General features: G+C 44.9%; 14 protein-coding genes and 1 riboswitch. Of the genes, 13 read left to right on the forward strand and 1 reads right to left on the reverse strand.

Going from position 1 to position 13705, the window contains the following annotated elements; genetic code table 11:
* From pyrF to sirC, 9 genes are all read left to right on the forward strand, one after another.
* Window positions 1–477 (forward strand): orotidine-5'-phosphate decarboxylase (gene pyrF, locus C1T29_RS09695; protein ID WP_208945670.1); only part of this gene is annotated, 477 nt, incomplete at its 5' end.
* Entirely contained in the window at window positions 474–1106 is a 633-nt protein-coding gene (gene pyrE, locus C1T29_RS09700) for an orotate phosphoribosyltransferase (protein WP_331281202.1), read from the forward strand. The genes pyrF and pyrE, both read left to right, overlap by 4 nt.
* Window positions 1107–1252: 146 nt before the next feature.
* Window positions 1253–1358: riboswitch (SAM riboswitch) on the forward strand.
* 162 nt (window positions 1359–1520) lie between these two features.
* Entirely contained in the window at window positions 1521–2222 is a 702-nt protein-coding gene (locus C1T29_RS09705) for a phosphoadenylyl-sulfate reductase (protein WP_103748788.1), read from the forward strand.
* A gap of 11 nt (window positions 2223–2233) precedes the next feature.
* Window positions 2234–3298, forward strand: coding sequence for a sulfate permease (cysP, locus tag C1T29_RS09710; protein WP_071576814.1), 1065 nt, complete (start codon window positions 2234–2236; stop codon window positions 3296–3298).
* A gap of 48 nt (window positions 3299–3346) precedes the next feature.
* Window positions 3347–4495 (forward strand): sulfate adenylyltransferase, encoded by a 1149-nt coding sequence (sat, locus tag C1T29_RS09715; protein ID WP_095431278.1) that lies wholly within the window; start codon window positions 3347–3349, stop codon window positions 4493–4495.
* 12 nt (window positions 4496–4507) lie between these two features.
* Window positions 4508–5101, forward strand: a complete 594-nt coding sequence (cysC, locus tag C1T29_RS09720) for an adenylyl-sulfate kinase (protein ID WP_015252120.1) — start codon at window positions 4508–4510, stop codon at window positions 5099–5101.
* Between the two features lie 99 nt (window positions 5102–5200).
* Window positions 5201–5974, forward strand: a complete 774-nt coding sequence (gene cobA / locus C1T29_RS09725) for a uroporphyrinogen-III C-methyltransferase (protein ID WP_014663921.1) — start codon at window positions 5201–5203, stop codon at window positions 5972–5974.
* Window position 5975: 1 nt separating this feature from the next.
* Window positions 5976–6761 carry a sirohydrochlorin chelatase gene (gene sirB, locus C1T29_RS09730; protein WP_103748787.1) on the forward strand — a complete coding sequence of 262 codons (786 nt, stop codon included), beginning with the start codon at window positions 5976–5978 and terminating at the stop codon, window positions 6759–6761.
* On the forward strand, window positions 6742–7230 hold the full coding sequence (gene sirC / locus C1T29_RS09735; protein ID WP_103748786.1) for a precorrin-2 dehydrogenase: 489 nt from the start codon (window positions 6742–6744) through the stop codon (window positions 7228–7230). The genes sirB and sirC overlap by 20 nt, the downstream gene beginning before the upstream one ends.
* Window positions 7231–7269: 39 nt before the next feature.
* On the opposite strand, the gene rqcH is transcribed toward sirC, so the two are convergent.
* Complete coding sequence (gene rqcH, locus C1T29_RS09740) at window positions 7270–8982, reverse strand: tRNA modification protein RqcH (protein WP_189396834.1); 1713 nt, start codon at window positions 8980–8982, stop codon at window positions 7270–7272.
* 121 nt (window positions 8983–9103) lie between these two features.
* Between rqcH and C1T29_RS09745 the strand changes: the two genes are divergently transcribed.
* From C1T29_RS09745 to gmk, 4 genes are all read left to right on the forward strand, one after another.
* On the forward strand, window positions 9104–11776 hold the full coding sequence (locus C1T29_RS09745; RefSeq protein WP_103748784.1) for a calcium-translocating P-type ATPase, SERCA-type: 2673 nt from the start codon (window positions 9104–9106) through the stop codon (window positions 11774–11776).
* Window positions 11777–11858: 82 nt separating this feature from the next.
* Complete coding sequence (locus C1T29_RS09750; protein WP_041521332.1) at window positions 11859–12734, forward strand: YicC/YloC family endoribonuclease; 876 nt, start codon at window positions 11859–11861, stop codon at window positions 12732–12734.
* 76 nt (window positions 12735–12810) lie between these two features.
* Window positions 12811–13080: an extracellular matrix/biofilm regulator RemA gene (gene remA / locus C1T29_RS09755; RefSeq protein WP_003154355.1), complete on the forward strand. Its 270-nt coding sequence runs from the start codon at window positions 12811–12813 to the stop codon at window positions 13078–13080.
* A 7-nt stretch (window positions 13081–13087) separates the two neighbouring features.
* A complete protein-coding gene (gmk, locus tag C1T29_RS09760; RefSeq protein WP_003232083.1) occupies window positions 13088–13702 on the forward strand; it encodes a guanylate kinase in 615 nt (204 codons plus the stop codon).
* The last annotated feature ends 3 nt before the right edge of the window (window positions 13703–13705 follow it).

Here is a 13705-nt window from a genome sequence, read left to right on the forward strand (position 1 = left end):
GTAGATCTCGTCAATGTTCATGCGGCCGGGGGCAAAAAAATGATGCAAGCAGCTCTTGAAGGCTTAGAAGAAGGTACGCCGGCGGGGAAAAAACGCCCGTCACTTATTGCGGTAACCCAGCTGACAAGCACATCTGAACAAATCATGAAGGATGAACTGCTGATTGAAAAGCCTCTGATCGATACGGTTGTGCACTACAGCAAACAGGCGGAAGAAAGCGGACTGGATGGAGTGGTCTGCTCTGTTCATGAAGCAAAAGCCATTTACCAAGCAGTGTCGCCTTCATTTCTGACTGTCACTCCAGGGATCAGAATGTCAGAGGACGCTGCGAATGACCAAGTCCGCGTGGCGACACCTGCAATTGCAAGAGAAAAAGGTTCATCAGCGATTGTAGTAGGACGCTCGATTACAAAAGCGGAAGATCCGGTAAAAGCCTATAAGGCTGTCAGACTTGAATGGGAGGGAATCAAATCTTGAAACAAATCATCGCAAAACATCTATTAGACATCCAAGCTGTATTTTTACGTCCGAACGAGCCGTTCACATGGGCAAGCGGCATTTTATCACCAATCTACTGTGACAACCGCCTTACGCTATCTTTCCCAGAGGTCAGAAATGATGTCGCCTCAGGCATCAGCAAGCTTGTTAAAGAGCATTTTCCCGAAGCTGAAATGATAGCAGGAACAGCAACTGCGGGTATTCCTCATGCTGCTCTGGCGGCTGACCGTTTGAATCTTCCGATGTGTTATGTGAGGAGCAAGCCGAAAGCGCACGGAAAAGGCAATCAGATTGAGGGAGCTGTGCAGAAAGGGCAAAAAACGGTCGTTATTGAAGACTTAATCTCCACAGGAGGCAGCGTGCTTGAAGCTTGTGCAGCTTTACAAGCGGCTGGCTGTGAGGTGCTTGGTGTCGTCTCAATCTTTACGTACGGACTTCCCAAAGCAGAAGAAGCCTTCGCAAAGGCAGAACTGCCATACTACTCATTAACTGATTACGATACGCTCACAGAGGTCGCACTTGAGAACGGAAATATTCATTCAAATGATCTAAAAAAGCTGAAAACATGGAAACGAAATCCCGAGTCAAAAGATTGGTTTAAAAAATAAAAAATAAATTCCAACGATGTAAAGAGGCTTCAAAGCCTTGCTGTACTTAAAAACAGGCCATGAGGCCTGTTTTTTTTATTAATCCTATAAAAAAAGTCGGGTTGACTTATGTTAGAATTGTGCTAAAATTTACTACAAATCTGAAAAACTTATCAAGAGCGGCTGAGGGACTGGACCTATGAAGCCCGGCAACCTGCATAGTTTGTAAGGTGCTACTTCCAGCAAAATGAATTCCATTTTGAAAGATAAGGGCTACATGCTGTTCCTGTCTTTCTTTCCGCCGGATTGAAAGTTTTTTATTTTAAGAGGCAAAAAGGCTGTTTGAAATCACCAGCCAAGAATCACATTACAATTGGGAAAAGACAACCGGCAGGAAGCTACTGTTTGTTTGTCTCCGAAAGGAGGAAAGAAGAAATGTTAACGTATGATAATTGGGAAGAACCAACGATTACATTTCCGGAAGACGATCCTTATAAAGGAGCGCTGTCAGTTTTAAAGTGGGCATACGGCCATTACGGCAACCAGCTTGTTTATGCCTGCAGTTTCGGAATTGAGGGAATCGTTTTGATTGACTTAATTTATAAAGTGAAAAAAGACGCAGAGATTGTGTTTCTTGATACAGGACTTCATTTTAAAGAGACCTATGAAACAATTGAACGAGTGAAAGAGCGTTATCCAGGTCTTAATATCATCCTGAAAAAACCAGACCTCAACCTTGAGGAACAAGCCGAAGAATATGGTGACAAGCTGTGGGAAAGAGAGCCGAATCAGTGCTGCTACCTTAGAAAGGTCGTTCCTTTAAGAGAGGCGCTTTCAGGACATCCAGCCTGGCTTTCCGGTCTGCGCCGTGATCAAGGGCCAAGCCGTGCCAATACGAATTTTTTAAACAAAGATGAAAAATTCAAGTCAGTAAAAGTTTGCCCGCTTATCCATTGGACTTGGAAAGACATTTGGAGATACACATCACGGAATGAACTGGACTACAATCCGCTTCATGACCAAGGATACCCAAGTATTGGCTGTGCGCCTTGCACTGCTCCCGCTTTTACCGCAGAGGATCTGCGTTCAGGCAGATGGAATGGTATGGCGAAAACAGAATGCGGACTGCATGAATAAGGAGCTGCAAAATGGAACTAGCCGCTATTTTATTTAGCTTGTTTTTCGCGATGAATATTGGTGCAAGCGGCGCTGCAGCTTCGATGGGAGTTGCTTATGGCTCTGGAGCCATCAAAAAGAAAACCTACGCTTTGATCCTATGCGCAGTCGGTGTCTTGGCCGGGGCGGTCATTGGCGGAGGCGAGGTCGTAAAAACAATCAGCTCTGGCATTATCCCAGAACAGACGATTACACTGACGATTGTTTGCATCATTATTGGAGCTGCTGCGCTGTCGCTCTTTACGGCTAATCTGCTCGGCATTCCTTTATCGACAAGTGAAGTGACGGTCGGCGCGGTTGTCGGCGTGGGAGTGGCTTATAAAGTATTGTTTGTGAATAATCTTCTGATCATTGTGACATTTTGGGTTTTTGTCCCGCTGTTCGCTTTTGGCTTCACCTATTTCGTATCTAAGCTGTTTCGTTATTTTAAGATTGAAGTGAAATCTTCTAAAAAGCAAAAAATCCTCGGCATTGTTTTGTTAGTTGCCGGATTTTTCGAAGCATTCTCTGCCGGCATGAATAATGTGGCGAATGCCGTTGGCCCGTTAGTGGCTGCCGGTGTGCTTGATGTCGTAAAAGGGACCTTGTACGGAGGAGCTTTTGTTGCGCTTGGCGCACTGTTATTAGGCCGGCGTGTGTTAGAAACAAACGGGAAGAAAATTACGAGATTTTCAAAAGGAGAAGGCATTCTCTTATCCGGCACAGGAGCGGGACTGGTAATAATCAGTTCTGTATTTGGGATGCCGGTGCCCTTGGCGCAAGTCACGTCATCGTCTATTATCGGCATAGGCATGGCAAAAAACGGACCGAACGTGTTCCATAAACAAGTTGTTCAAACGATGCTGAAGGTATGGATCGTATCGCCGTTTTTATCTTTATCGATTTCTTATCTGCTTGTATCCTTGTTTTTAAAAGCGGATTATTATTCGATCTTTATCATGGTAAGTGTGCTTTTAGCGGCGGGCGGTGCCGTAAGCCTGACAAAGGCCATTCGTAAAGAGAGACGCTCAGTCCACGAACAAGGCGGGGGAATCTGAACATTAATCTGAGTAATTTTATAAGTTAACTAGGAGGAGATGGATGTTATGAGCTTAGCACCACACGGAGGTACATTAGTAAACAGAGTAGATGAATCATATGATGTGAGCAGCATTCAAAAAGAAATTGAACTTGATTTAATTTCTTTCGCGGATTTGGAATTGATCGGTATCGGCGCATACAGCCCGATTGAAGGTTTCTTTAATGAAAAAGATTACGAATCTGTTGTCGAAAACATGCGTCTTTCTTCCGGCGTTATCTGGTCTCTTCCAATCACACTTCCGGTCGATGCGCAAAAAGCAGCGGAACTGTCAGTTGGCGAAACGGTAAAGTTAACGTATGAAGGAGACACATACGGCGTTATCCAAATCGAAGACCTGTATGTGCCTGACAAACAAAAAGAAGCTATCAATGTGTACAAAACGGATGAGCAGGAGCATCCGGGTGTTAAAAAACTGTTCAGCCGCGGCAATACATATGTCGGCGGACCGATCACGTTGATTAAAAAAGCTTCAAAACAGTTCCCTGAGTTTACTTTTGAACCGGCAGAAACAAGACGCCAGTTTGCTGAAAAAGGCTGGGAAACGATTGTCGGCTTCCAAACAAGAAACCCTGTTCACAGAGCGCATGAATACATTCAAAAAACGGCTCTTGAAACAGTAGACGGCTTGTTCTTGAATCCGTTAGTAGGTGAAACAAAATCCGATGACATCCCAGCTGATGTACGGATGGAAAGCTACCAAGTTCTTCTTGATCATTATTACCCGAAAGATCGCGTGTTCCTTGGTGTCTTCTTGGCGGCGATGCGTTATGCAGGCCCGAGAGAAGCAATTTTCCACGCGCTTGTCAGAAAGAACTACGGATGCACACATTTCATCGTTGGCCGTGATCATGCAGGTGTAGGTGACTATTACGGAACATACGAAGCACAGGAGCTGTTTGACACATTCAAACCTGAAGAACTCGGGATTACACCGCTGAAATTCGAGCACAGCTTCTTCTGTAAAAAATGCGGAAATATGGGGACAGCGAAAACATGCCCTCATGGCAGAGAGCATCACGTCATTTTATCAGGCACTAAGGTAAGAGGTATGCTGAGAGACGGCGTGCTGCCTCCTGCTGAATTCAGCCGAAAAGAAGTCGTAGAAGTGTTAATCAAAGGGATGAAGAAAAAAGAAGAAGTAGGCGTATCTTAAGGAGGATTGGCAGTGACAAATCGCGATATTGTATGGCATGAAGCCTCTATCACAAAAGAAGAGTACCAGCAAAAAAACAAGCATAAAAGCTCCATTCTCTGGCTGACAGGGTTAAGCGGCTCAGGCAAATCAACCATTGCCAACGCCGCTGCGAGAGAATTGTTTGAGCAAGGCTACCAAGTCATTGTGCTGGACGGGGATAATATCCGTCACGGCTTAAATAAGGATCTTGGTTTTTCTGATGAAGACCGAAAAGAAAACATCCGCCGAATCGGAGAGGTGGCAAAACTTTTTGTTCAGCAGGGAACCATTGTCATTACTGCTTTTATCTCTCCTTTCCGCGAGGACAGACAACAGGTTCGCGAGCTTGTGGAAGCTGGCGAATTCAATGAAGTATACATTAAATGTGACCTTGATATTTGTGAACAAAGAGATCCGAAAGGGCTCTACAAAAAAGCAAGAAACGGAGAGATTCCGTTTTTTACAGGAATTGATTCTCCTTATGAGGAACCGGAAGCGCCAGAGCTCGTTCTTGATTCAGGACAGCATGACCGTGAAGCGTGTAAAAATCAGCTGATCGAGTTTGTCAAACAAAAATTGAGCTGAATATGATCTGCTGCGTTCTTCTCAGATGCCGGAATGCAAGCGAGAACAACATCACAAGTGAATGTTCTGGAAGAACTCGAATAGATCGGGGGAAATACGATGGGAAAAGTATATATTGTAGGAGCGGGTCCCGGTGATCCTGATCTGCTGACGATTAAAGCGCTGAAAGCCATTGAAAAAGCTGATGTTATCTTATATGACAGATTAGTAAATAAAGAGATTTTACAATATGCCAAAGAGCAAGCAGACCTGATCTACTGCGGGAAGCTTCCAGATTTTCATACGATGAAGCAGGAAACCATCAATCGATTTCTTGTGAAGTATGCGCAAAAAGGGAAAATAGTTGTCAGACTGAAAGGCGGTGACCCTTTTGTGTTCGGCAGGGGAGGGGAAGAAGCGGAATGCCTCTCTGAAAATGGCATACCGTTTGAAATCATCCCTGGCATTACGTCAGGAATCGCGGCAGCCGCTTATGCCGGGATTCCTGTTACTCATCGGGATGCGGGCTCTAACGTCGCATTTGTAACGGGTCATTATAAAAGCGATGAAGATTTTGAGGAAAAGTGGAAAGCGCTGGCTACAGGAATTGATACACTTGTCATCTATATGGGTATCAAAAACGTGCAGCAGATTGAAAGAAAACTCCTTGAAAACGGCCGGGACGGTTCTACGCCGGCAGCCTTTATTCATTGGGGAACAACGGACAAGCAAAAATCTGTTTTTTGTACAGTTGACACCCTTTCAGAAACAGTGATAAAAGAAAACATTACAAATCCGAGTTTAATTGTCATTGGAAATGTTGTAAATTATCACTATAAGCTGGAATGGTTTGAATCTGAACTGAAAAAACAAGATTTAAGCGAGGCGTTGTAAAATGAAACAAGCAATTTTATATGTCGGCCACGGCAGCCGGGTCAAAAAAGCTCAGCAAGAAGCCGCAGCCTTTTTGGAAGGGTGTAAGGCACACATCTCTGTGCCAGTACAAGAAATCAGCTTTTTAGAGCTTCAGGAGCCGACTATTGAGACAGGATTTGAAGCATGTGTGAAGCAAGGCGCCACTCATATCGCAGTGGTGCCTCTGCTTCTTTTAACAGCTGCGCATGCAAAACATGATATTCCGGAAGAAATTGCGCGTGCTGCATCCCGATTTCCGTCAGTCCATATTTCATACGGAAAGCCGATCGGGATTGACGAAGAAGTAGTCAAGGCCGTATATCATCGAATGAAAGACATTGGTGTTCCGTATGAAAATGCCAGAGTGGTGCTCATCGGAAGGGGAAGTTCAGATCCAGATGTCAAAAGAGACGTGACTGGTATTGCTCATCTTCTTCAGGAAATGGTTCCAGTCAAGGAAGTCATTCCGTGCTTTTTGACAGCATGCGGCCCGAATTACAAAGAGGTTTTTTCAGAACTTGAAAAAGATGACGGCACAACAACCTTTATCGTTCCGTATTTGCTCTTTACGGGTATGCTGATGAATGAAATCGAACGAGAGGTTCAGAAATTAAAAGCTCATAATCCGAATGTCTATCTTTCTTCTTATATCGGTTTCCACCCTCATGTGAAAAGCGCATTTTTAAACCGTGTGAAAGAAACTGCGGCAAATCCTGAGGGACAATTTGATTTTGATGGAGGTTCATATGCTTCCGCTGCACATTAGCCTGGAAAAGAAGAAGGTTGTCATTGCGGGGGGCGGCAGCATCGCTCTCAGAAGACTGAAAACGGTGATTTCTGAAGGAGCTGATATAACGCTTGTCAGTCCGGATGTTGAACCGGAAATCAAGCAAATGGCAGAAGATCGACGCATCAAATGGAAAAAACGGACGATCGAAAAAGAAGATTATCTCAATGCTTTTTTCATTATTGCCGCGACGGATGATGCGGCAGTGAACAAAGAAATTGCCCAATCCGCTTCGCCTTTTCAGCTTGTCAATTGTGTCAGTGACGCTGAGCTTGGCAATGTATATATGCCGAAAATCGTAAAAAGAGGGCATGTCACGGTGTCCGTTTCTACAAGCGGAGCCAGTCCGAAGCACACAAAAGAGCTTGCTGAAAACGTGGATAAGCTGATTGACGGCGATTTTGTTGCTGAAGTGGATAGGCATTATCAAGTGAGAAGAAAGAAATAAGCCAGAGCATAATAATGCTCTGGCTTTTCTTTATGCGGCTCAGCTTTTTTTCAGCTTGATGACAGTATCTGCATCTGGCGTGACAAAGACGGTATGCTGGCTGTCATAGGTGACGAAACCGGGTTTCGCGCCGTTCGGTTTTTTGACATGCCTGATTTTTGTATAATCTACAGGCACGGAGCTTGAATCTTTAGCTTTTGAAAAATAAGCTGCAATTGTCGCGGCTTCAATGATTGTTTGCTCATCCGGTTCGCTGCTTCTGATCACAACGTGGGAGCCAGGGATGTCCTTCGTGTGAAGCCAAATATCATCTCTGGCTGCCGCTCTTGTCGTTAAATATTCATTTTGGCGATTGTTCTTCCCCACTAAAATCGTCAGTCCAGAGGAGGATTCGTATGTTTCTAACACCGGGTTGTGCGTTTTTTGCTTTTTCTGGCCTTTTTGCTGCTTAGGGCGTAAATATTTACCCTCCACAAGCTCTTCCCTGATTTCACTGATATCCCGGGGAGAAGCGGAGGAAAGCTGCTGAATCAGCTGATCGAAGTATTCGATCTCTTCCTGTGCCAGCCTGATTTGCTCCTCTACAACCGCGACCGAATTTTTCGCTTTCTGATACTTCGTGAAGTAGGCCTGGGCGTTTTCGGAAGGTGTTTTGTTCGGGTTTAAAGGAATCGTGATCGTCGGGCTTTCTTCATCATAATAGTTGATGACCTCAGCCTGTTTATCACCTTTTTTCAGCATATATAAATTAGCAGTTAAAAGCTCCCCGTAAAGCTGGAATTCCTTCGCATTTTCCGAATACTCCAGTGTTTTCTCTAATTTTTTGATTTTGTTGGCATTTTTCTTCCGTTCGTTGACAACAAACCGCTCAAGATCTTGAGCCTGCTGTTTGACCCGGTCTCGTTCAGCTTTTCCGAAATAAAAACGGTCGAGCAGGTCGCTTAATGAATCAAAACGGCGCGCTTCGCCTTTTAGATGAGTCAGCTCCAGCAGATAAAAATATTCCTTTCCGTTAACAGTCGTAATGTTGGGAATGAAACGGTGCTCTTTTACTTCGGCAAACAGTGCCAGTAATGCTTTTGGCAGTGTGATTTTGTTGGCGAGGCCAGCTCTGTGAACCGCTTCTTTGGCGAAAAGCGGAGACACCCCTGAAAAGTGGTCGACAATTTGTTTATCAAGCCGTCCTTCTTGAAAACTGAGGTGACGCAAAATATCATCTTCTGACGCCTCAAGCGGTGATATTTTGTCCTGGGCAGGCGGAAGCTTATAATCTTGGCCGGGCAGTACTGTACGGTAGCTGTTCATTGACGGCGATAAATGCTTAAGTCCGTCGATGATCACATTTTCTGCAGCGTCGGTCAAAATAATATTGCTGTGGCGGCCCATAATTTCTACATAAAGCTTTCGTACGGTTTCATCGCCAATTTCGTTTCGGCTTTTGATATGAAAAATCATAATGCGGTCTAAGCCCGCTTGTTCGATTTTCTCAATGAAACCGCCTTCGATATGCTTTCTCAGCAGCATGCAAAACATTGGCGGTTCATTTGGATTTTCATAAGCTTGTGTCGTGATATGCACCCGTGGATAGCTCGGATGTGCCGATAATAATAGTTTTTGGTTTTTTCCCTTGGCACGGATGTGGAAAATCACATCGTGCTTATATGGCTGATGGACTTTTGTAATTCGTCCGCCCATTATTTTCTCGTTAAGTTCGTGTGTCATTCCGTATGTAAACATGCCATCAAACGACATATGCAATACACCCTCTCATTCTTCCTGCATTCGATAATTATAGCATGAAATGGGACGAGTCAGAATAAGCATGCTTATAGAGTGATATCTCTATAAGAGAGCAGGGGAGTGGACGAGCGGAATGAAGTTTCATGAAATGGGACAAACAGATTTACTAGAGGCAACCAATACGTCCATGAAACAAGGATTAACAGAAAAAGAAGTGAAAAAACGCCTTGACAAGCATGGGCCAAACGAGCTGCAAGAAGGGAAAAAAACGTCAGCGCTTCTCTTGTTTTTCGCGCAGTTCAAAGATTTTATGGTGCTTGTGCTTCTGGCGGCAACGTTAATCTCGGGATTTCTTGGTGAATATGTAGATGCGGTTGCGATTATTGCGATTGTGTTTGTGAATGGCATACTCGGTTTCTTTCAAGAAAGGCGAGCTGAGCAATCTCTTCAAGCTTTAAAAGAGCTTTCAACACCGCATGTCATGGCACTCAGGGAAGGAAGCTGGGCAAAGATTCCTTCTAAGGAACTTGTGCCGGGGGATATTGTGAAATTTACGAGCGGGGACAGGATTGGTGCGGACGTTCGAATTGTTGAAGCGAGAAGCCTTGAAATAGAAGAATCAGCGCTCACCGGGGAATCAATTCCGGTTGTGAAGCACGCTGATAAACTGAAAAAACCGGATGTTTCACTCGGTGATATTACCAATATGGCATTTATGGGAACCATTGTGACCCGCGGCAGCGGTGTCGGGGTTGTCGTCGGGACAGGGATGAATACGGCAATGGGGAAAATTGCTGACATGCTTGAATCGGCTGGGACATTGTCAACCCCGCTGCAAAGAAGACTGGAGCAGCTTGGGAAGATTTTGATTGTTGTTGCATTGCTTCTGACCGTTCTTGTTGTTGCTGTCGGTGTTATTCAGGGTCATGATCTGTACAGCATGTTTTTAGCGGGTGTCTCATTAGCGGTAGCCGCCATTCCAGAGGGGCTGCCGGCGATTGTCACAGTGGCGCTGTCGCTTGGTGTACAGCGGATGATTAAACAAAAATCCATTGTTAGAAAGCTTCCTGCTGTTGAAACGCTTGGGTGTGCGTCTATCATTTGTTCAGATAAAACAGGGACAATGACCCAAAACAAAATGACGGTGACACATGTCTGGTCCGGAGGGAAAACATGGAGAGTGACAGGGGCCGGGTATGAACCGAAAGGAAGCTTCACACTAAACGAAAAAGAGGTCAGTATCAATGAACATAAGCCGCTTCAGCAGATGCTTTTGTTCGGGGCGCTCTGTAACAACTCCAATATTGAGAAAAGAGACGGCGAATATGTGCTTGACGGAGATCCGACAGAGGGGGCGCTGCTCACCGCGGCAAGAAAAGGCGGTTTTTCAAAGGAGTTTGTTGAAGCAAACTACAGGGTGATTGAAGAATTTCCGTTTGATTCTGCACGGAAAATGATGACTGTCATCGTAGAGGATCAGGACAGAAAGCGCTATATCATTACAAAAGGTGCACCGGATGTACTGATGCAGCGATCTTCCCGTATTTATTATGACGGCTCAGCCGCTCTTTTTTCAAATGAAAGAAGAGCAGAAACAGAGGCGGTATTAAGACATTTGGCATCTCAGGCGCTCAGAACGATAGCGGTCGCCTACAGGCAGATAAGAGCAGGCGAAACACCGTCAATGGAGCAGGCGGAAAAAGATCTGACGATGCTCGGCCTTTCAGGTATCATTGACCCGCCGCGGCCGGAAGTCAGACAGGCGATTAAAGAATGCCGTGAAGCGGGAATTAAGACCGTCATGATTACAGGTGATCATGTGGAGACCGCTAAAGCGATAGCGAAAGATCTGCGTCTCCTTCCGAAAAGCGGAAAAATTATGGATGGGAAAATGCTGAATGAACTTTCTCAAGAAGAGCTTTCTAATGTAGTGGAGGATGTGTATGTATTTGCCCGCGTTTCTCCTGAGCATAAGCTGAAAATCGTAAAAGCCTATCAGGAGAACGGGCATATCGTGGCGATGACGGGAGACGGCGTCAATGATGCCCCTGCCATTAAACAAGCTGATATCGGCGTCTCTATGGGCATTACCGGGACAGATGTGGCTAAAGAAGCGTCATCTCTTGTGCTCGTGGATGATAATTTTGCGACGATTAAATCAGCGATAAAAGAAGGCAGGAACATCTACGAAAATATCAGAAAGTTTATTAGATACCTGTTAGCTTCTAATGTCGGGGAAATCCTTGTCATGCTGTTTGCGATGCTGCTCGCTCTTCCTTTGCCGCTCGTTCCGATTCAGATTTTGTGGGTCAACTTGGTGACGGACGGATTGCCGGCAATGGCGCTCGGCATGGATCAGCCGGAAGGAGACGTAATGAAGCGCAAGCCCCGTCATCCGAAAGAAGGGGTATTTGCCCGCAAGCTAGGGTGGAAGGTCGTCTCCAGAGGATTTTTAATCGGAGCTGCCACTATTTTAGCGTTTATCATTGTGTACCACCGCAATCCGGAAAATTTGGCTTATGCCCAGACGATCGCATTTGCAACATTGGTGCTGGCTCAGCTTATTCACGTTTTTGACTGCCGAAGCGAGACTTCTGTTTTCTCCAGAAATCCGTTTCAAAACCTGTATTTAATCGGTGCGGTATTGTCATCCATTTTGCTGATGCTTGTCGTGATCTACTATCCGCCGCTTCAGCCGATTTTTCATACCGTAGCCATCACCCCGGGAGACTGGATGCTCGTCATCGGTATGTCCGCCATCCCTACTTTTTTGCTGGCGGGGTCACTTTTAACAAGAAAAAAATAAATCCATATGATATAATCTTAGGGGTAATAGCATGTCTATTGCCCTTTTATTATGAGAACAGGGAAGAATTGGGTGTTTTAAAATGATACGAAGTATGACAGGCTTCGGCAGTGCAAGCAAAACACAAGATGATCTCTCTGTAAGCGTAGAACTTAAATCTGTGAACTACAGATTTAAAGAAGTGAACGCTCGTTTGCCAAGGCCTTTGCTATATTTTGAAGATAAGCTGAAACAGACCATTCTGCAGCATATCCAGCGCGGAAGAATTGAGCTTTTCGTATCTGTTGACAGTGATATGCTTGTTGAGAAAAAGCTTGAGATTGATTGGCAGCTGCTCGATGAGTTTGTCGCAGCTGCGAGAGATATGAAGAAGCGGTATCAATTGTCTGCAGAGCCCGATGTAATGGAATTCTTTAAGCTTGATCACGTCGTCCAGGTTCATGAAGAACAGACGCAAAATGACAAGCTGGAGGCGTTGATCACCGATGCCGCAGAGGAAGCGGTAAAAGGCCTCTGTGAAATGCGTGAAAAAGAGGGGCTGCTCTTAGCGAAAGACTGCCTGATGCATATTGATCAGCTTGAAGAGCTGGTGAGAGAAACTGAATTGCTTGCTGCAGATGTCGTATCTCGTTACCGAGAACGGCTGTACGCCAGAATCAAAGAATGGACTGAAGATGTATTAGACGAGAGCCGGCTTGTAACAGAATGCGCTATTTTTGCAGACCGCTCTGATATTACTGAAGAGATTACCAGGCTGAAGAGCCACTTCGCCCAGTTTCGTGATATATTAGCTAGTGGCGGAGCTGTCGGGCGCAAACTCGACTTTCTCGTTCAGGAGCTCAATCGGGAAGCAAATACGATCGGCTCAAAAGCAAATGATCATCAGATCACAAAGCTTGTCGTTGAAATGAAAAGTTCTATTGAAAAAATAAAAGAACAAGTGCAAAATATAGAATAGTGACTGTGCGTATTGTTTACAGACGGTCTTACTAGGCTAAACTAGAGACGTCTATTTTACAGGGGGAACGTAGAAGATGACGATTAAACTGATTAATATCGGATTTGGCAATATAATCTCCGCCAATCGGATGATTTCGATTGTCAGCCCGGAGTCTGCGCCAATCAAACGGATGATCCAGGATGCAAGAGACCGCGGAATGCTAATTGACGCTACATACGGACGAAGAACCCGTGCAGTTGTCGTCATGGATAGTGATCACATTATCTTATCTGCCGTCCAGCCTGAGACAGTTGCACACAGACTTTCTGTTAAAGAAGAAATTATGGATGAAGGGCAGGGATAATTGCCGCATGAAAGAAAGAGGGTTATTAATCGTTCTCTCAGGTCCCTCAGGAGTTGGTAAAGGAACGGTTCGGCAAGCGATTTTTTCGCAGGAAGACACAAAATTTGAATATTCGATTTCAGTAACCACTAGAAGTCCAAGAGAGGGCGAAGTGAACGGAGTCGATTATTTTTTCAAAACAAGAGACGAATTCGAGCAAATGATTGCGGACAACAAGCTGCTTGAATGGGCAGAGTATGTCGGCAATTATTACGGCACGCCTGTCGATTATGTTGAACAGACGCTTCAAGATGGAAAAGACGTCTTTTTAGAAATTGAAGTCCAAGGGGCTCTTCAAGTGAGAAATGCTTTCCCGGAAGGCCTGTTTATTTTCCTTGCGCCTCCAAGCCTTTCTGAACTGAAGAACAGAATCGTGACACGAGGCACAGAAACAGACGCTCTGATTGAAAATCGAATGAAAGCCGCAAAAGCTGAGATTGAAATGATGGATGCTTATGATTATGTTGTTGAAAACGATAATGTCGAAACGGCTTGCGATAAAATCAAAGCAATCGTTCTTGCTGAACATTTGAAGCGTGAACGTGTTGCACCAAGATATAAGAAAATGCTGGAGGTTGAATAATCA

Source organism: Bacillus sp. MBGLi79 (assembly GCF_002953915.1).